Source organism: Nostoc sp. DedQUE08 (genome assembly GCF_034530895.1).
In the GTDB taxonomy this organism is placed as follows: Bacteria; Cyanobacteriota; Cyanobacteriia; order Cyanobacteriales; family Nostocaceae; genus Nostoc.
Window position 1 is genome coordinate 49232 of the sequence record NZ_JAVRCD010000023.1, and the last position, 23578, is coordinate 72809.

At 36.9% G+C, this 23578-nt stretch carries 8 protein-coding genes; all 8 read left to right on the forward strand.

The window, feature by feature from the left end:
* The first annotated feature begins 11 nt into the window (after positions 1-11).
* The 8 genes from RMY64_RS17100 to RMY64_RS17135 all read left to right on the forward strand — a co-directional run bounded on the left by RMY64_RS17100 (position 12) and on the right by RMY64_RS17135 (position 23566).
* The gene (locus RMY64_RS17100) at positions 12-6071 is read left to right on the forward strand and encodes a polyketide synthase (RefSeq protein ID WP_322700672.1); all 6060 of its coding nucleotides are present in this window, start codon (positions 12-14) and stop codon (positions 6069-6071) included.
* A complete protein-coding gene (locus tag RMY64_RS17105; protein WP_322671025.1) occupies positions 6068-7471 on the forward strand; it encodes a condensation domain-containing protein in 1404 nt (467 codons plus the stop codon). Before RMY64_RS17100 ends, RMY64_RS17105 begins: the two co-directional genes overlap by 4 nt.
* Positions 7472-7497: 26 nt before the next feature.
* Positions 7498-8454, forward strand: a complete 957-nt coding sequence (locus tag RMY64_RS17110; RefSeq protein ID WP_322700673.1) for a cupin-like domain-containing protein — start codon at positions 7498-7500, stop codon at positions 8452-8454.
* An 85-nt stretch (positions 8455-8539) separates the two neighbouring features.
* The gene (ectB, locus tag RMY64_RS17115; RefSeq protein WP_322671027.1) at positions 8540-9796 is read left to right on the forward strand and encodes a diaminobutyrate--2-oxoglutarate transaminase; all 1257 of its coding nucleotides are present in this window, start codon (positions 8540-8542) and stop codon (positions 9794-9796) included.
* Between the two features lie 58 nt (positions 9797-9854).
* Complete coding sequence (locus RMY64_RS17120; RefSeq protein WP_322700674.1) at positions 9855-12620, forward strand: amino acid adenylation domain-containing protein; 2766 nt, start codon at positions 9855-9857, stop codon at positions 12618-12620.
* Between the two features lie 29 nt (positions 12621-12649).
* On the forward strand, positions 12650-17350 hold the full coding sequence (locus RMY64_RS17125) for a type I polyketide synthase (RefSeq protein WP_322700675.1): 4701 nt from the start codon (positions 12650-12652) through the stop codon (positions 17348-17350).
* Positions 17351-17453: 103 nt separating this feature from the next.
* Positions 17454-19133 (forward strand): pyridoxal-dependent aspartate 1-decarboxylase PanP, encoded by a 1680-nt coding sequence (panP, locus tag RMY64_RS17130; RefSeq protein ID WP_322700676.1) that lies wholly within the window; start codon positions 17454-17456, stop codon positions 19131-19133.
* Positions 19134-19165: 32 nt separating this feature from the next.
* Complete coding sequence (locus RMY64_RS17135) at positions 19166-23566, forward strand: type I polyketide synthase (RefSeq protein WP_322700677.1); 4401 nt, start codon at positions 19166-19168, stop codon at positions 23564-23566.
* Positions 23567-23578 lie beyond the last annotated feature (12 nt).

Consider the following 23578-nt stretch of genomic DNA (forward strand, 5'->3'; position numbering starts at 1 on the left):
ATTAATAAATAATGAATATTTCCACTGGTGCAGATCATAGTAACGGTTCAGAAATAGCAATTATTGGATTATCGGGGAGATTTCCCGGAGCTAAAAATGTTGATGAGTTTTGGAATAATCTCCAAAATGGGATAGAATCAATTTCTTTTTTCACTGATGAAGAACTGTTGGCAGCAGGAGTAGATGCAGCGCTGATCGGCAATCCCAACTATGTTAAAAGAAATGCTGTAATAGAAGATGCAGAACTTTTTGATGCTGAGTTTTTTGGGTTTAATCCCAGAGATGCAGAAATTACTGACCCGCAACACCGGATTTTTTTAGAGTGTGCTTGGGAAGCGCTGGAAAAAGCAGGTTATAATTCCGAAACCTACAATGGTTCTATCGGTGTTTTCGCTGGTTCTAACTTCAGCGGTTATTTACTAAACATTTATTTTAATCAAAATATTAGAAACTCAGTAGACGAACAACAAATAGCGATCGCTGGCGACAAAGATTACCTGGCAACACGTACTTCTTACAAACTTAATTTAACGGGGCCTAGCTATACAGTTCAAACGGCTTGCTCAACCTCATTAGTAGCAGTACATTTAGCCTGCCAAAGTTTACTTAACGGTGAATGTGATATCGCTTTGGTTGGCGGTGTTTCTATCAGCGCCTCAAGAAAAGCTGGCTATCTTTATAACCAAGGGGGTATTAATTCTCCTGATGGACACTGCCGCGCCTTTGATGCTAAAGCAGGGGGAACAGTGGGCGGAGAAGGTGTAGGAATCGTTGTTTTAAAAAGATTAGAAGACGCTCTAACTGATAGAGATTCTATTGATGCTGTGATTAAAGGTTCGGCGATAAATAACGATGGCTCAAACAAAGTTAGCTACACAGCGCCTCGGATAGAAGGTCAAGCTAAAGTTATCAAAACCGCTCAAGTTGTTGCAGAGTTAGATCCAGAAACAATAACTTATATTGAAGCTCACGGTACAGGAACATCTTTAGGAGATCCAATTGAAATCGCTGCACTGACGCAAACATTCCGAAGCAGCACAAAAAAGAAAAACTTTTGTGCAATTGGTTCTTTAAAAACAAATATTGGGCACTTGGATGCTGCTGCTGGTGTTGCAGGTTTAATAAAAACTGTCTTAGCTCTTAAACACAAACAAATTCCTCCTAGTTTGCACTTTGAGCAACCGAATCCTCAAATTGATTTTGCTAACAGTCCCTTTTATGTCAATAACAAACTTTCCCAATGGGAAGTAAACAAACATCCTAGACGAGCAGGAGTCAGTTCTTTTGGGATTGGTGGTACTAATGCTCATGTAATTTTAGAAGAAGCTCCAGTTTTTAGCAGCAAAGAAAGTATTTCTCGTCCTTGGCAGTTGTTAGTTCTCTCTGCAAAAACTCAAACAGCTTTAGAATCTGCTACAACTAACCTTATTGACTATTTAGCACACCATCCTGATACTAATCTTGCTGATGTAGCTCATACTTTACAAGTTGGTCGCCGAAATTTTAACCATCGTCGGGTATTGCTATGTCAGGATACTCAAGATGCTATAAAAATATTAACAGCGCCAGATCAACAAGGAGTTTTGAGTAATTTTTCAGAAACCCGTAACCATTCAATTGTATTTATGTTTCCCGGACAGGGAGCGCAGTATGTAAACATGGGCCGGGAATTATATGAAACAGAAGCAATTTTTCGGCAACAAATTGATGATTGCTCTGAATTGCTAAAACCCCATTTAAAGTTAGACCTGAAAGATATACTTTATCCCTCGACAGTAGAAACTACACAAGAACAACTTAAACAAACTTCCTTAACCCAAGTTGCGCTATTTGTAATCGAATATGCACTTGCTAAACTTTGGATGGCGTGGGGTGTACATCCGCAAGTGATGATTGGTCACAGCATTGGTGAGTATGTAGCTGCTTGTATTTCTGGTGTTTTTTCTTTAGAAGATGCATTGACTTTAGTCGTAATTCGCGGACGACTAATGCAACAAGTTGAACCAGGATCGATGCTTTCCGTTTCTCTCTCTGCCAAAGAAATACAACCTATGTTAGGTTCAGAACTTTCTTTAGCAGCTAGCAATGCGCCATCTCTTTGTGTGGTTTCTGGCGCTACAAATGCGATCGCAGCATTACAAAATAGTTTGATTGAGCAAGGTGTTGATTGTCGTCTCCTGCATACATCTCACGCTTTTCATTCTCAGATGATGGAGCCGATTTTAGAGCCATTTGTACGGCAAGTTAAAGATGTCAACCTACAACCACCTCAAATTCCTTTTGTTTCTAATGTTACCGGAACTTGGATTACAGCAGAACAGGCGACTGATCCTGACTACTGGGCTAGACATCTACGGCAAACCGTATTATTTAACGAGGGAATCGCCGAATTGCTGCAACAGCCACGAACTTTATTGGAAGTTGGCCCAGGACGAACATTAACTACCTTAGCCAAACGACAGTTGATTTCACCGCCTGTAGTTCTAACTTCGTTGCGACATCCCCAAGAGCAAATTTCTGATGTAGCATTTTTGCTCAATACTCTTTCTCGGCTTTGGCTATCAGGATTGCAAATAAACTGGGCAAGCTTTTATACAAAAGAGCAACGCAGACATATTCCTTTGCCTACCTATCCTTTTGAGCGTCAGCGTTACTGGATTGAAGCTAACCCCGAAACTGTATTATCAAAGGCATGGCAAAAATCATTAGTTAAAAAGCCAGATATTGCCGATTGGTTTTATATTCCAATTTGGAAACAATCTACACCACTTGAGTTTTCCCAAGGGAAGGAATTAGTAACTGAGCAAAACACCCACTGGTTAATTTTTATCGATGATTATGGAATTGGAGGCGAAGTTGCTAAACGACTCGAACAGCAAAGTCAAAATGTAGTTACAGTTAGAGTCGCAGACAAATTTACGAAGCTGAACAAATATACATATACCATTGACCCACAGCAAAGCGATGACTACGATGCCTTGCTTCAAGAACTCCAAAAAGAGAGTTTGATTCCAAATGGATTAGCTCACTTTTGGAGCATTACGCCAGATGATACTTTATCTGATAATAAGTTCAGAAAACAAACGCCTGAAGATTACCAGAATCTTGGTTTTTGGAGCTTATTGTATTTAACCCAGGCATTAGGAAGGCAAAATATCAGCAATTCTCTGAAGTTAAGGGTTGTAACTAATAATCTATATAATGTCATTGGTGATGAAATTTTATACCCAGAAAAAGCAACAATCTTGGGGCCGTGTAAGATAATTCCCAAAGAATATTTAAACATTAATTCCTGTGCGATCGATGTAGTAATTCCTGCTTCTAATATCCCACCAACACCAAAATTTATCGACTATCTGATTACTGAACTAACAACACAGCAAACCGATAATATAGTTGCTTACCGTGGATCTCATCGCTGGATTCAAACCTTTGAAGCTGTCCGTCTGGATGAAAGCACCCCAGCTAAAACTAAGTTAAAGCCAAGAGGAGTTTATTTAATTACTGGTGGACTTGGTGGTATAGGTTTGGTGTTGGCGGAATATTTAGCCAAGACAGTACAAGCTAAGTTGATTTTAATTGGAAGAAAGGGATTACCGGAGCGATCGCAGTGGGAACAATGGCTAGAAACTCATGATAGCCAAGATAATATTAGCTGTAAGATCCAAAAAATGCTTCTACTAGAAGAGTTAGGATCAGAAATTGAAATTAAAAGTGCCGATGTTGCCAACTACGAACAAATGCAAGTAGCTGTTACTGAAGCCTTAGAAAAATTTGGTCAAATCAATGGGGTTATCCATGCGGCAGGTATTGCTGGTGGTGGCATTGTTCAATTAAAAACACAGGATTTAGCAAACAGCGTATTAGCACCAAAAGTTAAGGGCACATTAGTATTAGAGGAGATTTTCAACTTAAAAAATATTAACTTAGATTTTTTAGTACTTTGTTCATCTCAAAGTTCGATCTTGAACGAATTTGGACAGGTAGATTATTGTGCAGCTAATGCATTTTTGGATATTTATGCAGATTATCGTACTGCTAAATCCGATCGATTTACAGTGGCAATCAACTGGGGTACTTGGCAAGAAGTAGGGATGGCAGTAGAGACAGCACTACCAGAACAATTAAAGCATCAACGTGAAGAGGATCTCAAAAAAGGAATATTATCTCAAGAAGGTGCCGAAGCTTTTAATCGGATTTTGCTAAGTAGCTTGCATCATGTCGTTGTCTCTCCACAAGACTTCCAAACGGTAATTGAGCAAGACAATTCTTTCAATTATCTAGAACAAGAATTAGCGTTTTTATCAGATGCATCAAAAACAAATCTTTCTCAACTAAGCCATCCACGTCCCAGCTTGGTAAATGCTTATGTTGCTCCTGGTAACGAAATAGAGCAGACCCTTGCTGACATTTGGCAACAATTTCTCGGCATCGATCGAGTTGGAATTCATGACAACTTTTTTGAATTGGCAGGTGATTCGATTATTGCAATTCAAATTGTTGCCAAAGCTAATCAATTAGGTTTGAAGCTAACTTCTCAACAAATGTTTTTACACCAAACTATTGCTGAATTAGCAACAGCCGCAGGTGCAAATGCAAACAAGGAAACTAAAAATAATTCCAGAACTAGAGAAATACAACTCACCCCGTTCCAATATCGTTTATTAAATCAAAATCAGCCAAATGAAAATTTATTAAGCCAGTCTTTATTACTAGAAATCCAACAAATATGCGAGCCTAAAATATTAGAGCAGGCTGTGCGATATGTGATTGAATATCACGACGTATTTCGTCTGCGTTTTATTCAAAAAGAATCTGGATGGCAACAAATTGAAGCTGGCACTAACGATCTAATGGAGTACAAGCATATAAATTTGTCTCAACTTTCAAAAAATGAGCAAAAATATGCTTTTGAATCTGCTATCATAGAATTACAAAGCAACTTCAATTTAAGTGAGGGGTCGCTTGTAAAAGTTGCTTTCATTGAATTGCGATCGCAGCAAAATAGCTACCTAATAATTAGCATTCATTATCTTTTAGTAGATAGTGTTTCTTGGCATATTTTGCTAGAAGATTTACAAACAGCCTATCAGTTACTTACTCAAGGTAAAACGATCCATTTGCCTGATAAAACTACTTCATTCAAGCGGTGGATGCAGTGTGTGCAAAAATATGACCAGGCTTCAGAAATGCTCCAAGAGCAAGACTACTGGTTGACAAAAGCCGAAAAACCTTTCCACAATCTACCTGTTGATTATTCTGCAAATGAAACTACAGTAACCAATGTTGACCGGGTATCAATTACTCTAAATAAAAAAGAAACGCAAGCATTATTGAAAAATGTCAATAAGGCTTACAATACTCAGATAATCGATGTTCTATTAACAGCGTTGGTGCAATCTTTTGCAAAGTGGACGGGGGAGCAGCAACTATGGGTAGATATTAAAGATAATGGTCGAGATATAATCTTCAAAGATGTAAATGATATATCTCTATCTCGTACAGTTGGTTTATTTACAACTTGCTTTCCAGCCATTTTAGATATAACAGAGGTTTCTAATCAAGGGAATGCATTAATAGCAGTCAAAGAGTATTTACGCAGCATTCCAAACAAAGGTATTGGTTACGATATACTGCGCTATATAACCAACAATTCAGAAATCAATTCAAAGCTACAGTATTTTCCGCAGCCTCAGGTAAGTTTTAATTACTTAGGTAATTTTGATCCTACTATATCGCAGTCATCTTTATTTGATTTAACCGAACAGTCTATTAGACTTAGTGAAAGTTCAAGTGCAAAAAGATTTTACTTAGTGGAAATAAATGGAATTATTGTTCAAGAACAACTGCACTTGAATTGGGCTTATAGTTCAGCCGTTCATCGCCGAGAAACAATTGAAACTTTAGCACAAAGCTTTATTGAAGCTACACAAAGCCTTATTGCCCACTGTGAGTCTCTTGAAGCAGAAAAATATACACCTTCTGATTTTCCTAGAGCAAACTTGAACCAACAAAACCTAGATAAATTTCTGGCAAAAATTAACCGAGCAAGTGAGAAAAACACACAATGAAAACAGAAAATGTTGAGGACATTTATGAACTAACACCCGTACAAAAGGGTATGCTCTTTCACTGTTTGTATGCAAGCGAGTCAGCATTATACTTTTTTCACCATACTTTAACTTTGCATGGTAATCCAAATGTAGAGGCTTTTGAACAAGCATGGCAGCAAGTAATTGATAGACATACAGTTTTGCGTACAGGATTTTATTGGGAAGACATTGATAATCCATTACAAGTTGTCTATAAACAAGTAAAAATTACTTTAAATCAATACGATTGGCGTGGTGTTGAGGAAGCAGAACAACAAAAGCGATTAAAATCATTTCTAGAGAGCGATCGCCAATTAGGTTTTGACTTTTCGCAACCATGTCTAATGCGGATAACTTTAATTCGTTTTGCTGATGAACGCTATGAATTTATTTGGAGCAATCATCATATCACCACAGATGGATGGTCTGGGCCGATAATATTAGAGGAATGCTTACAAATTTACGAGGCGCTTTGTGAATGCAAAAAAGTGACCTTAGCGCCAGCTCGTCCTTTTAGGAATTATATCGACTGGTTGCAGCAACAGAACATAGCTAAAACTGAAAGTTTTTGGCGCGAAGCATTACAAGGAATCAAAGCACCAACTCCCCTAACTTATATAGAAAATAATCAATTATCTAACCAAGAAGAAAGGTACGATGAGGAGATAATTAAACTATCGGAAGCAACTACAAAATCGCTGTTATCTTTTGCTACCAAAAACCGCCTTACCCTTGCCACATTAGTTAATGGAATCTGGTCTATCCTCCTTAGTCGTTACACCTGTCGTAACAATGTAACTTATGGATTCACTGTCACAGGAAGACCAGTAGATTTAGTTGAAGTAGAGTCAATGGTTGGTATGTTCATAAATACCTTACCAATAAATGTCAAGTTAAATCCTGAGCAGCAGGTTTTGTCATGGCTACAAGAATTTCAGATCCAATTAGTAAAAGCACGCCATCATGAATACACTCCGCTTACTCAAATCCAGGGTTGGAGTGAAGTACCACGAAATTTACCTTTGTTTGAAACAATTGTTGTGGTTGAAAACTTTCCAGTCAGTCAATTTTTAAAAGAATGGAAAGGGAATATAGAATTTGAACTTACTGGAACTTATTACAGAAATAACTACCCTTTAAATTTAGTTATATATCCAGAAACAGAAATTGTAGTAGCAATTTCATACGATTCTCGAAGATTTGATATTGCTACAATTACTGGGATAATTAGAGATTTTCAAATACTGCTACAACAAATCATGGTTAATCATGATGTTCAAATTAAGGACTTATCATTTTCAACACTACAGCAACAGCAAATATCAAAACTTTTAGAAAAAGAAGTATTGTTTGATTGGCAATTAGTTCCAATATCTTGAAATACTGATAACATTTTAGATTTAGCTTGTTTTTAGAGCACTTTAAAAATGCTTTTTCTACTAAAAAGCCGAAAATTAAAAAGATTCCAAAGGATAAAGCTATGATTATTTCATCAGCAATAGAAAGAAGATATAAACTTTCAAGTAATGAGTTCTATAAAGATTATGTTGAATTAGGAAAACCAGTTATAATTTCTGGAGTAATTATCAATTGGAATGGTTTTGACAAATGGTCTTTAAAATACCTTAAAAATTTATCTCCTTCTCTAAATATTTATGCAAAGAAATTTAGCGATAACAAAATTGAGATATGTAGTTTGACAATGGAAAGATATATAGAATTAATAGAAAATTATGAACAAGATCCTCAAAATAATACTCGACCGCCATATTGTCATGACCTACCCTTATTTAGCTTAATACCTTCTTTAGTGAAAGATGCTCAACCATTTCCTTATGATTATTTGCCAGAATGGTATTGGCATAAGTGGTGGCGTTACTGCCAGTTTTTCTTAGGTTCTTCTAATAGTGTTACACCATTACATTTTGATTGCCTTCTGACTAACAATATTTTTTTTCAGATTGTTGGACGCAAACAATTCACTATATTACTACCTGAAGATGCTAAATATTGTTATCGCAAAGGCTGGCGATGGTTTCTCGTTAATCCAGAAAATCCAGATTTAAATAAATATCCTGAATACAAAAATGCAAGACCGATTCAATTTATTGTCAATCCTGGAGATATTTTATATATGCCCCCTGGAACACTGCATCATGTTCGGAGTTTAGATATGTCAATTTCTTTTAATATAGATTGGCATACTCCAAAAAGTTCGCTCAATGGTCTAGCAGCTATTACAAAAGGAATGCCAATTCAAAATTTATACTATAACTTTTTGTTAGCTATGGGTTTAGTTTTAAAACTACCTCCTCAAATTATTTTTAAATTTTATAAATCTTATCTAAATTATGTTTCTTAAAAAGTAATACATTTCTCTGAAGATGTGCAATATACATAATCGTTAGACTGATTAATCCCTTTCGTAATTCAAACAGAACACTCTCATGAATATATTTGAAAAGTGTGAATCAAATGTCAGAAGCTATTGCCGTAATTTCCCTGATATATTTCATAGAGCTAAAGGTTCTATAATTTATTCAGACTCAGGAAAGGAATATATTGACTTTTTTGCAGGAGCAGGTGCTTTAAATTATGGGCATAACCATGACTATATAAAACAAAAGGTTATGTCATATTTAGATGCCGATGGAATTGCACATGGTTTGGATATGTATACTTCAGCTAAAGAGAAGTTTTTAGCTAAGTTTGATGAGGTAGTATTAAGTTCAAAACAATTAGATTATCGCATTCAGTTTTGTGGGCCAACAGGAACAAATGCAGTTGAAGCAGCTTTAAAGTTAGCCAGAAAAGTAAAACAAAGATCGGGTATATTCTCCTTCATGGGAGCATATCATGGAATGACTTTAGGAAGCTTATCTATTAGTGGTAATGTCGGAATTAAAGCCGGGGCAATTGGGACATCAAATAATGTAACCTTTATGCCTTATCCTTATGGATTTATGGAAAGCTTTGACACAATAGAATATATAGAAACAGTTTTAAATGATGTCAATTCTGGAATTGAAAAACCAGCAGCAATAATTTTTGAAACAGTGCAAGCTGAAGGTGGAGTTGTTATAGCTCCTATTGACTGGATGCAAAGACTGAGGAAGTTGTGTAACGAGAATGATATTTTATTAATCTGTGATGATATTCAAGTCGGCTGTGGTCGAACAGGGCCTTTCTTTTCTTTTGAAAGAGCAGATATAGTTCCTGATATGGTAGTACTATCTAAATCTATTAGTGGGTATGGGTTTCCAATGTCGTTATTATTGATTAAGCCGGAGTTGGATATATGGGAACCGGGCGAACATAATGGTACTTTTAGGGGTAATCAATTGGCATTTGTAGGAGCTACAGCTGCTCTAGAGTATAGAGAAAGTTGTAATTTTGAACAAGATGTTAAGGCTAAAGAGATTTTCTTGAAAAAATTTCTCACTCAAAAAATATTACCAATAAATGAATACATATCAATCCGTGGAATTGGGATGATTTGGGGCATTGATGTTAAAAATTTTGGCGGTAGTAGTTTAGCTAAAAGGATCACATCGCGTTGTTTTGAACTAGGATTAATAGTTGAAAGAGCAGGCAGAAATGATACTGTTATTAAAATTTTGCCTCCTTTAATAATTGATATGCTTACTTTAGAGAAAGGATGTTTGATTATCAAAGAAGCTTTTGATTATTGCATACAAAACTAGATATACATACTAGTATTTACAACTTGGAAAAGAATTGGTTACAAGCCAGGGGAAAACTATGGGTATACATTTACAGTCAAATGACTTCTTTTCTCAAAAAATTTATTGGATAAATCAATTATCGGGAGAACTACCAGAAACAAATCTAATGCTGGACTATGCAAGACCTTTGTTTTCTAGTGGTAAAAATAAATTTCTGAGTTTTGATTTACCAATTGATTCATCTCAATCAATCATTAAGCTAGCTAAAGGCTCTTACTTTTCAATCTATTTGATGCTTGTAGCTTGTTTTAATATATTGCTACAAAAATATACTAGAAATAATGATGTTATTATCGGAATACCAGTATATGAGGCAATTGATATCGATTGCGTAAATGCTAAAGTTATTCCTTTGCGTACTCAAGTCACACCTCAAGTTTCATTTAAAGATTTACTTTTTCAAGTCAAAGATGCTACGATCGCAGCTTACAGTCACCAAAACTATAATTTTGATGAACTAATTGATTTATTAGAGCTACCAACAATTTCTAATCGCCAGCCTCTTTTTGACATAGTAGTTTGCTTAGAAAATATTCATAATAAAAATAATTTCAGCCAACTCAATAATGACATCACAATCTCTTTTACAATTAACGGCGAAAGTATTAGTGCCAATATCGAGTATAAAGAAGATTTATTTCAAGATGAAAGTATAAAATTAATGAGTAAATATTATACTAATCTTCTAGAAAATATTCTAAATAATGTTGATACTAAAATTTCAGATATTGTTTTCTTAAAATCAGCTGACCAAAATCAGTTATTAATAGAATTTAACAAGCAAATAAAACAATATCCAACTGATAAAACAATAAATCAATTATTTGAAATCCAAGTATCTGAAACTCCAAACAATATAGCCGTAATTTATCAACAAACTCAACTCACATATCAAGAACTAAATCATCAAGCTAATCAGCTAGCTGAATTATTGCAGAAATTAGGAGTCTGTAAAGGAGAGTTTGTCGGAATTTTCAAAGACCGCGATATCAATTTTCTAATTGCTATTCTTGCTATATATAAGGCAGGTGGAGCATACGTACCCATTGATAGCACTTACCCACCAAATCGAATTAAGTATATGCTATCTAATAGCGAAGTGAGGTTTTTATTCACGGATTATTCGCTATTCAATGTTTTATCAGACCTGGGAGAAGACTATTCTCAATTATCATCGATTATTTGCTTAGATAGCATTGCTAATGATCGGACGCTATTTCTTAGACCAGAAAATTTAAAGATATATAATAAATTGGATTTTCAGCAGCTATCTAATGATAATCTAGAAAGTATCAATGATGCTGTTGACCCAGCTTATATGCTTTACACTTCTGGGTCTACAGGATTACCAAAGGGTGCAATTGTCAGGCATGATGGTGCAATTAATCATATTTATGCCCAATTTGATGAGTTGGATTTAACGCCAGAATTTTGTTTTCTGCAAAGCGCTCCTGCTTCTACAGATATTTCTGTATGGCAATTTTTAGCACCACTTCTAATTGGTGGAAAGACAGTAATAGTAGATATCGAAACCGTTGCGATTCCTGAGCAGTTATTTCTTGCACTCAAATCACAAAAAATTACAGTTGTTGAATTAGTACCAGCATTATTTGTCGGCTTGCTTGAATATACTTCCCAGCTACCGATTCACCAAAGAGAATTACCTGATTTAAAATGGATGATGGTTGTCGGGGAACCAGTATCGGTAAGTTTGGTAAATAAGTGGCTTGAGATATATCCCGAAATCAAAATAGTTAACGCCTATGGTCCAACTGAGGCTGCTGATGATATCACCCAGTTTATCGTTGACAAGCCTTTGCCAGAAAATCAGCGAACGGTTCCAATTGGGAAACCATTAGCTAATTTAAATCTCTACATTCTGGATGGAGAAATGCAATTATTACCCATTGGCGCTCCTGGAGAGATTTGTGTATCAGGAATTGGTGTCGGTGATGGCTACTGGAAAAATCAAGAAAAAACTAATTTCAGTTTTGTTACCAATCCATTTACAGATGTTAAAAACAAGTTACCAGGAAATCGCAAAGATTTAATTTATAAAACTGGAGATTTAGGAAGGTGGCTTCCTGATGGGAATATAGAATTTCTCGGACGTATTGACCATCAGGTGAAGATTCGTGGTTTTCGGGTTGAACTTGGAGAAATTGAAACATTTTTGCTTCAGCACCCGAATGTACGTGAAGCTGTAGTCGTGGTTCAGCAAGACGAACCAGGTAACTTACAATTAGTTGCCTATGTGGTTGCTAAGACACAAGCAGTTCCTAATATTAGTGAATTGCGTAGCTTCTTAAAGGAAAAGTTACCTGACCACATGTTACCTTCTGCCTTTGTGATGCTGGAAAATCTACCCCTAGCACCTAGCGGTAAGGTAGACCGGAAAGCTCTGCCAAAACCAGATAATCTTCGCCCGAAATTAGAAACAGCTTACGTATTGCCGCGAAATGAGATGGAACACGCAATTGCTGACATTTGGCAAAAAATACTTAAGGTGGAGAAAGTCGGTATTCAAGATAACTTTTTTGACCTTGGTGGTCATTCGCTAAATGTACTTCAGGTTTATAGCAAACTGCGGGAACTTTATAAAGCAGACTTAGTAATAACCGATCTATTTAAATATCCAACAATTAGTTCCATATCGCGGTATTTAAGTCAAGAAGATGATAATAACTTTGCAAACCAAAGCAATGAATTGAATGAACAGTTAGAAGCTGGTAAAGCAAGATTAAAGCAACGTTTTTTACAAAAAAAGCAACAGAGCGTTTAATATTTACTATTGAATAATTAACATTAATTATGGGAAATTCAGAATATTTAAGTAGCAAAACTGGTCTGGAGATAGCCATTATTGGCATGAGTGGCTGTTTCCCAGAGGCTGAAAATATTGAGCAATTTTGGTACAATCTCCGAGATGGAGTAGAGTCAATATATAGATTCGACGATCGAGAATTAAAAGATTTAGGTGTAGATGAGGCCTTATTGAGCGACATAAATTATGTTAAAGCAGAGGGTGTAGTCAAAGATATAGACTTATTTGATGCTTCATTCTTCGACATTAATCCTAGAGAAGCTGAAGTCATGGACCCTTCACTCCGTTTTTTCTTGGAGCATTCATGGAAAGCACTTGAAGATGCTGGGTATAGTTCGGATGTCTATAAAAAACCTATTGGGGTCTACGCTGGGACAAGTTTTGGCAGTTATTTACTTAACATTTATTCTAATTATGAGCTTCTAGCCTCTGTAGGTGATAAGCAAATAGAAAAGGGAACTTCTCCAGATTATGTTACTACACTTGCTTCTTATAAATTAAATTTGCAGGGGCCAAGTTATGCAGTTCAAACTACTTGCTCTAGCTCGTTGGTTGCTGTACATTTAGCTTGCCAAAGTTTGCTTAGTGGTGAGTGCGATATTGCTTTAGCAGGAGGAGTTTCAATATCGACAGCAGTTGGTTATTTATATAAAGATGGAGGAATTGAATCTCGTGATGGACATTGTCGTGCTTTTGACGCTAAGGCTGCGGGAACAGTAAAAGGAAGGGGTTTAGGTCTTGTAGTTTTAAAACGGTTAGAAGAAGCGATCGCAGATGGCGATTGCATCCATGCTATTATCAAAGGCTCTGCTATTAATAACGATGGGTCAAATAAAGTTAGCTATACAGCACCTAGCGTAGATGGGCAAGCCAAGGTAATAAGAGCTGCTCAGGTTATGGCTGAGGTAGAACCCGATACCATTAGCTACATTGAAGCACATGGAACCGGCACAACTCTTGGAGATCCTGTTGAAATCGCTGCCTTAACACAAGCTTTTCGTATTAAAACTCAAAACAAAGGATTTTGTGGTATTGGTTCTGTGAAAACCAATATTGGGCATTTAGACTCAACTGCTGGAGTAGCAGGTTTGATTAAAACTGTACTAGCCTTAAAACACAAACAAATTCCCCCCAGTTTAAACTTTGAAGAACCATCACCGCAAATTGATTTTGCTAATAGTCCTTTTTATGTAAACAATAAATTATCTGAGTGGAAAACTAGCAATACTCCTCGCAGGGCGGGTGTTAGTTCCTTTGGTTTTGGCGGAACAAATGTCCATTTAGTTGTAGAAGAAGCTCCGATAACTCAATCCTCTAGTGATTCTAGACATTGGCAATTATTATTACTTTCAACTAAGACGAATACAGCATTAAAAACTGCTACAGAAAATTTAACTAATTACCTACAAAAAAATCCAGATTTAAACCTCGCGGATGTTGCTTATACTTTACAATTAGGACGGTGGAGTTTGAACCATCGCCGAATAGTAGTTTGCCAAAACCAAGAAGATGCAATTAATGCATTGCAAGATCCTCAAAGAGCTTTCACCCATTACCAAGAACCTTGTAATCGTCCGGTCGTGTTTATGTTTTCTGGACAAGGTTCGCAATATGTAAATATGGGTCGAGAATTATACGAAAGTGAAGCCGTATTTAAACAGCAAGTTGATTATTGCTGTGAATTGCTTAAACCTTACTTAGAATTAGACCTGCGTTCAGTTCTCTATCCCAGAGTAGAAGAAGCTCAAGAAGCAACACAAAAGTTGCAGCAAACAGCAATTACTCAACCTGCGTTGTTTGTGATTGAATATGCTTTAGCTAAGTTGTGGATGGCATGGGGTGTGCGCCCTGAGATGATGATTGGTCACAGTATAGGGGAGTATGTAGCTGCAACGATCGCTGGAGTTTTCTCTTTAGAAGATGCCTTAGCTATAGTTGCAATGCGAGGAAAACTAATGCAGCAGTTACCTGGTGGTGCTATGCTCTCGGTTCAGCTTTCAGAACAAGAGTTACAACAACTGCTAGAAAAAGAAATCTCTCTGGCTGCGAGCAATGCACCTTCTTCTTGTGTGGTGTCCGGTGCAACAGAAGCAATAGAGAAATTACAACAAAAGCTACAACAAATAGGTGTAAACTTTAGGCGTTTGCATACTTCTCACGCCTTTCATTCTCAAATGATGGAACCCATCATTGAGACTTTCATCCAGTTATTACAAAATGTAAAACTCAATCCCCCAAAAATTCAGTTTGTTTCTAATGTTAGCGGTACTTGGATTACCGCAGCTGAAGCAACAGATCCTAACTATTGGGCTAGACATTTAAGGCAACCAGTACGCTTCAGTTTAGGAATCTATGAGTTGCTCAAACAGCCAGAGGCAATACTGTTGGAAGTGGGCCCAGGACGGACACTAAGTAGTTTTGCGAAACAACATCAAAAAGATAAACTCATAGCACTAACTTCTATACGACATCCTCAAGAGCAACAATCAGATATAGAGTTTTTACTTAACAGTTTGGGTAGGCTTTGGTCAGTAGGAATTCAAATTGATTGGTCAGGTTTTTATGTAAATGAAAAGCGTCATCGCATACCCTTACCTACTTATCCTTTTGAGCGGCAGCGTTACTGGATTGAGGTAAATCGAAATGCGACTCTGGCAATGATGTCGCCAAAAAGTTCTGATAAAAAACCAGATATTGCTGATTGGTTCTACGTTCCTCGGTGGAAAGAATCTACACCAATTGAATTTTTTCAACCGGATAAGTTGGTAGAACAAAAGTCATATTGGTTGGTGTTTGTCGATCCCTATGGAGTGGGAGCAGAAATTGCTGAACGACTGAAACAACAGGGACATGAGGTGATTTTTGTTAGGGTCGCAGATAAATTTTCCCAGCTTGATGAGTGTACATATACAATCAATCCTAGACAAAAAGATGACTATGATGCCTTATTGGAAACACTACAAAAACAGAATTTGAATTCACAAGCGATCGCAAAGCGTGCCGGATGGCATCTTGCACATTTTTGGAGCGTTACTCCTAACGATAGTTTACCCCGTCAAGAGCTAGAGCCACAAACACAATATCAATTTTTTGAAGATTGCCAAAGTCTTGGTTTTGATAGTTTGCTGTTTCTGACCCAAGCCTTGGCAAAACAAAATATAATTGAACCAATCAAGCTGATGGTTGTCACCAGTAATCTACATGATATAACTGGCAGCGAAAAATTATGCCCTGAGAAGGCAACTATATTAGGGCCATGCAATGTAATTCCGCAAGAGTATCTCAACATAACTTGCTGTTGCTTTGATATTGTACTTCCAGACTCCATAACTAAGCCATCACAAATACTTATAGACTCACTGCTTACAGAATTTACAGCACCAATAACTGAGAACTTAATTGCTTATCGTAACAATCATCGCTGGATTAAAACATACGAAGCTGTACAGTTAGATAAAGACATTATCAGCAAAACCAAGTTGAGAAAAGGAGGTGTTTACCTAATCACTGGTGGGCTTGGTCGCATTGGTTTAGCAATGTCAGAATACTTAGCAAAAACAATGCAGGCTAAGTTAGTTTTAATCGGCAGAAAAGGCATACCGGAAAGACATCAGTGGTCTGAGTGGCTACTAAACTATGATGAATCTAATGAAGTTAGCCAGAAGTTAAAAAAGGTGATGAGGCTAGAAGAATTAGGTGCACAAGTTCAAGCGATCGCGGCTGATGTAGCTAATGAAGAACAAATGCAACAAGCTATAGCATTAGTTAATGAACGGTTTGGTGAAATTCATGGCGTTATCCACGCAGCCGGAATTAATGACGATGCGTATTACACTATCGAAGAAAGTTCTAAAACTCAAAGTCAATCACAATTTAATCCTAAAGTATATGGACTATTTGTTTTAGAAAAACTTTTGCAAGACCAAAAGTTAGATTTTTGCTTATTTACATCTTCATCATCATCTGTTTTAGGAGGTTTAGGGTTAACTTCTTATTCTGCTGCTAACATTTTTATGGATGCATATGCCCATAAGCACAACCAAATAAATTTGTTCCCTTGTATTAGCGTAAACTGGGATACTTGGCAATCTCAAGAAGATGATATACAGGGTTTAACTGTGGGAGTAGCTTTAGAAAAATTACGCATGACATGGCAAGAAGGAATCGATGTCTTTAGTCGTGTATTATCTCTAAATAAAACTCCACAAATTGTTGTTTCTGCGGGAGAACTACAACCAAGAATTGAACAATGGATAAAACGAAACTTTTTACAAAATAAAGAATCATCAAATAATCAAGGTAGTTTATCACTTCATTCCAGAGCAAACTTACAAAACGAGTATGTCCCATCTAGCAATAATGTAGAGCAAATAGTTGCTACGACTTGGCAAAAAGTTCTGGGAATTGAAAAAATTGGTATTTATGATAACTTTTTTGATTTGGGAGGTAGTTCTCTCATAGGTGTTGAGATTATCTCTCATTTACAAAAAGAATTAAATGCCCATATTCCGATAATCAGCATTTATGAAAGACCAACTATTAGTTCACTTGCTGAGTTTTTAAGTAGCGACGAAGAAGCTGATTTACAAAAAGATTCTTACCGGACTCAAACGAGGTCTGCTTCAATTAAACGTCGCAAACAAGCTAGACAAAATCATCGAAGGACATCACTGATAGAAGATAATTAGTATTTTAAACCTAGTTAAGGGTTTACTTAGAATAAGGACTAAAGTCCTGACTACAAACTTGTAACCAGGCAATTAAGAACTAAGATATATTCTGGAGTAGAAAATGGCATTAAGTCAGCAGAGACAAAAAACTCAGCAAAATTTATTTCTTGAAAATGAGCTAACACCACAGTATGAAGTTGCTAAGGGAGTGATGCAATTATTTGCACCGTCTAATAATTTAATATCATCTATAGAAGCTAAAATGGGTGTTCAAACTGACGTTTTAGTTGATGATTTTTTAAGCGCAATTAGCACTAATTCAACTATTGATTTCAATACATTAGTAGAAACGTTTTCTGATAGTCAAGTTCCGATTAATCCTGGTAATTTTGATAGCTACCTTGATTATTTAGCAAATAACGTTATTAATCATTCAATACATACATCTTCACCACGGTTTATAGGTCATATGACCTCTGCTCTTCCCTGTTTTGTGCGACCGATCGCAAAACTGATGACAGCTATGAACCAAAATGTTGTCAAAATAGAAACAGCCAAAGCTTTTAGCCCTTATGAACGTCAGGCTTTGGCAATGATGCATAGATTGATTTATAACTTTTCTGATGAATTTTATAACGAACATATCCAAAATAGCCAAAGCACTTTAGGCATATTGGTTTCTGGAGGTACGGCAGCAAATATCATCGCACTTTGGTGCGCTCGCAATAAATCTTTAGGTGCAAAAAATAGTTTTGCAGGTGTAGAAAAAGAAGGATTAACAGTAGCTTTAGATTACTATGGTTATCAAGGAGCGGTAATCATTGGCTCTGAATTGATGCATTATTCTTTTGATAAAGCCGCAGATTTATTAGGCATAGGTACGCATGGTTTAATAAAAATTCCGACTAATGGTGATAATCAAGTAGATTTACCAGCCTTACGTCAGGCTGTTGCAGATTGTCAGACTAAAAACTTGCATATTATTGCGATCGTGGGCGTTGCTGGTACTACGGATTCTGGAAACATAGATTCGCTTTTAGACATAGCAGATATTGCCCAAGCTGCAAATGTTCATTTTCATGTAGATGCAGCTTGGGGTGGCCCACTCATTTTTTCCGAACAACATCGACAAAAGCTTATTGGTATTGAACGCGCTGATTCGGTAACAATTGATGGACATAAACAACTGTATTTACCTATGGGTATTGGTATGGTATTTATGCGCGAACCACACTTAGCTTTATCGATTGAAAAAAATGCTAGCTACACCATGCGTAAGGGTTCATTCGATTTGGGTAAACGCGCTTTAGAAGGTTCTCGAGCGGGTATGGCATTATTTTTACATGCTGGGTTACATCTGATCGGACTTAAAGGTTATGAATTTTTAATTGATGCAGGTATTGAGAAGGCACAATATATGGCGGATCAAATTACTGCCATACCCGAATTTGAGTTACTATCTCAACCGGATATAAATCTCCTTCTTTACCGTTACATCCCAGAACCTTTCAGAGAACTTGCAGTTAAAAAGCAATTAACAGACACTGATAATCAACAAATCAATATATTCAATGAGCGCCTGCAAAAAACTCAACGTCAAGCCGGTCGTACTTTTATCTCGCGGACAACAAAAAGAATTAACTGTTTAGAAAAAGAAATTTCTGTGACTGCGCTTCGGGCGGTAATCGCTAATCCGCTCACGACTAAAGAGGATATAGATGCAGTACTAAATGACCAAATTCAGATTGCTTTAGATTTATCGATATCAGATTCCTTAGAAGCCACTCAGAGCCTAGCGTAGTTGCTGTTAATAAGTTTAATTAGGTATTTTCCATGAACAACTCTGATGAATTTAATAATTTTGATGATAACGATGAAATAGCCATCATTGGTATAAATGGTCGTTTCCCAGGTGCAAAAAATGTTGATATTTTTTGGAATAATTTACGAGATGGAGTAGAATCAATTTCTCATTTTACAAATGAAGAACTGCTAGCTGCGGGTATAGATCCGGCTTTGCTCAACGATCCCAATTATGTAAAAGCAAGCAGCATAATAGAAAATATCGAGTTATTTGATGCTGCATTTTTTGGATTTACTCCTAGAGAAGCTGAAATCACAGACCCACAACATCGAATCTTTTTAGAATCTGCCTGGGAAGCTTTAGAATCTGCGGGCTATGATTCTGAATCATACAACGGTAAAATTGGGGTCTATGCTGGTGTAACTAATAGTAATTATTTATTTACAAATTTATATTCCAACCAAGATTTAATGCAGTCGGTAGATGCTTTAAATATTTTTATTGGTAATGAAAAAGATAATTTAAGTACGCAAACTTCTTACAAGTTAAATCTGACTGGGCCAAGTATTAATGTTCAGAATAACTGCTCTACATCATTAATCGCTGTACATTTAGCTTGTCAAAGTTTGCTAAATGGTGAAAGTGATATAGTTTTGGCTGGTGGTGTTTCTATAGCAAAGCTACCCCAAAAATCTGGTTATCAGTATCAAGAGGGGGTTCTTTGTTCCCCTGATGGACACTGCCGAACTTTTGATATTAACGCCAAAGGAACAGTGTTTGGCGATGGTTTAGGAATTGTGGTATTGAAACGGTTAGCTGATGCTGTTGCTGATGGAGACTTTATTCATGCTGTAATTAAAGGTTCAGCTATCAATAATGACGGTTCTTTAAAGGTTGGTTATACAGCACCTAGTGTTAATGGTCAAAGAGAAGTAATTTTAGAAGCGCTTGCCTTATCTGGTGTTGAACCCGATACTATTTCTTATATCGAAGCTCATGGAACTGCAACTCCTTTAGGAGATCCGATTGAAATCAAGGCTCTCACACAAGCTTTTCGTGCTAGTACAAATAAAAAATGTTTTTGCGCTATTGGTTCAGTAAAAAGCAATATTGGGCATCTGGATACAGCAGCCGGTGTAACAGGTTTAATTAAAACGGTACTTGCATTAAAACATAAACAAATACCTCCTACTTTACATTTTGAAAAACCCAACCCAGAGATAGACTTTGCCAATAGTCCTTTCTACGTCAACACCAAATTATCAGAATGGAAAACTAATAGTTTACCTCGCAGAGCAGGTGTTAGTTCTTTTGGAGTTGGCGGAACTAATGCCCATGTAATCTTGGAAGAAGCTCCAGTAATTGAAACATCCAGTACTTCTCGACCTTGGCAATTGCTGTTACTCTCAGCCAAAACTAGCACAGCTTTAGAAAGTGCGACTGCAAATTTAGTGGCTTACCTCCAGCAACATCCTAATATCAACCTGCCAGATGTAGCTTACACCTTACAAGTAGGCCGTCGAGCTTTCGATCGTCGGCGGCTGGTAGTTTGCCAAAATTTAAATGATGCAGTTAGATTACTTAAAAATGAAGAAGCAGAACGTGTTTTTAGTTACCACTGGGAACCAAGTCGTTGCCCTGTGATTTTCATGTTTTCAGGACAAGGGTCAGAATATGCAAACATAGGTCGGGAATTATACGAAGTTGAAGCAACATTTCGCAGACATATAGATACTTGCGCCGAAATTTTGCAACCTCACCTCGGTCTGGATATCCGTCACCTACTCTTTCCAGAGCCAGAAACAATTGAAGCGGCTAACCAACAACTACAACAAACAGCGCTTACCCAAGCAGCGTTATTTGTAATTGAGTACGCCCTGGCTCAGTTATGGATGTCTTGGGGTGTGCTACCAGAAGCGATGATTGGTGCCGATATTGGGGAATATGTTGCCGCTGCGATCGCAGGTGTATTTTCTCTTGAAGATGCGCTATTGATTGTAGCAAACAAGGGACAACTGCGATCGCTCACAGAAATTCAACTCAATCCACCAAGTATTCGCTTTATTTCCAATGAGACTGGTAGTTGGATTACAGATGCACAAGCCACAAATCCTAACTATTGGAGCCAACATTTACAAAAAACCGTAAAATTTGCCGATAGTATTTCTCAACTATTAGGGCAGTTTGAAGGCGTTTTTGTAGAGGTGGGGCCAGGGCAAAATTTAAGCACATTAACCAAACAACATTTAAATATCAATGCTAAACAATATGTGCTAACTTCTTTACCCCATGTCAAAGAGCAACAATCAGATGTAAGCTTTTTGTTGCAGACATTAGGGCAGTTATGGCTTTTTGGTGTCGATATAGATTGGTCGGAATTTTATACCCAAGAACAGCGTCATCGTCTACCTTTACCTACCTATCCCTTTGAACGGCAAAGATACTGGATTGAAGCGAAAAAGCAAGGCAAAGATGATGCTCATATAGTATCACTAACTAAAAAAGCTGATATAGCCGACTGGTTTTATCTTCCTTTTTGGAAACCTTCTTTACCTCCTGTCGAACTTGATAGCCAAAAATTAGTAACTAAAAAATCTTGCACTTTGGTATTTCTCGATGAGTGTGGCTTGGGTATCAAGTTGGTAAAACAACTAGAAAAACAAAACCAAGATGTCATTACTGTAAAAATCGGCGATCAATTTATCATACTAGGTGATGGATATACTATCAACCCAGAAAATAATCAGGATTACGATATTTTATTCCAAGAATTGCTCAGAAAAAACAAGTTGCCACAAAGGATAGTTCATTTATGGAGTGTTACAAATATCAGCGAGCATGAATTAGAAATTCCCGAACTAGAATCAGCCCAAATCAAAGGATTTTATAGTTTATTATTTATTGCCCAAGCTTTGGGAAGACAAGAAACTAGCGATCGTTTTCAAATCACAGTTATTTCTAACAATCTACAGTCTGTGACGGCAACTGAAGTGCTTTGTCCAGAGAAAGCCACTTTAATCGGGCCAATTAAAGTTATTCCTCAAGAATATGCAAATATAAACTGTCGTAGTATTGATGTTATTCTTCCTCCTAACGACAGTTGGCAAGAAGAAAAACTTATAGAAAAATTACTGGCAGAGCTGACGGTTGATAATTCGGAAAAGTTAATAGCTTATCGAGGTTTGAATCGATGGGTGCAGAGTTTTGAGCCAGTGCATTTTGATAAAGCTAAAATTGAAACCCCTCGACTACGAGAAAGAGGAGTCTATTTAATTACAGGTGGACTTGGAGGTATCGGACTTGTTTTGGCAGAATATTTAGCTCGGACTGTCCAAGCAAAACTACTGTTAGTAGGACGTTCTGCTTTACCCAAAAAAGATGAGTGGTCTCAATGGCTATCCACTCACGATGAGGCTGATAGCACTAGCTGTAAGATTCGCAAAGTTCAAGAACTTGAAGGCTTGGGTGCAGAAGTTTTAGCCATCGCTGCTGATGTCAGCAATATAGAACAAATGCAAAGTGCGATCGCTCAAGCTCAACAACAATTTGGTCAACTAAATGGTGTTATTCACTCTGCTGGAGTTCCTGGAGGCGGTGTAATTCAGCGAAAAACTCTAGAAGAAGCAGAAAGTGTTTTGGCTCCAAAGGTAAAGGGGACAATAGTTATTGATGCAATTGTCAAAGATACTGAGTTAGATTTCTTTATTCTAGTATCATCAAATAGCTCAATTGTAGCGGAATTTGGACAGGTAGACTATTGTGCAGCCAATGCCTTTCTTGATGCCTTTGCTCACTGTAATGCTGCAAAGCAGGGTAGATTTACTACTAGCATTAACTGGGATAGTTGGCAAGAAGTTGGGATGGCAGTGAACACAGAATTACCCCAGCGCCTCCAAGAATTGCGAAAAGAAAATCTTAAACAAGGTATATTATCCAATGAAGGTGTAGATGTGTTTCTCCGCATTTTGGAAAATCCAATGCCTCAAGTTGTAATATCTACATCTGACTTATTAAATGTACTCAAACAGTATAATTCTTACAATCAAATACAGACCATAGAACTTTTAGAAGCTGTCAACTCTTCCAAATTAAAATATCCTAGACCTGAACTAAGTAACGATTATATTGCTCCCCGAAATAAAAATGAACAAAAGCTAGTTGAAATTTGGCAAGAAGTTATTGGTATTGAACGGATAGGAATTTATGATAACTTTTTTGAACTTGGTGGTGATTCTCTCATAGGTATTCAACTTATGACAATCGTAAATAAGGCATTTAATTCAAATCTTTCTATTGCCAAACTTTATGAATGCCCAAATATAGGCTCGATGACGAAGATTTTTACTCCTGAAGACTCTCAGCAAAATGCTTTTGAACAAAGGCTAAATCGAGGACAAAGAAGAAGACAGATGAAAATGCAAACAAACTAAAATACCAAGTTA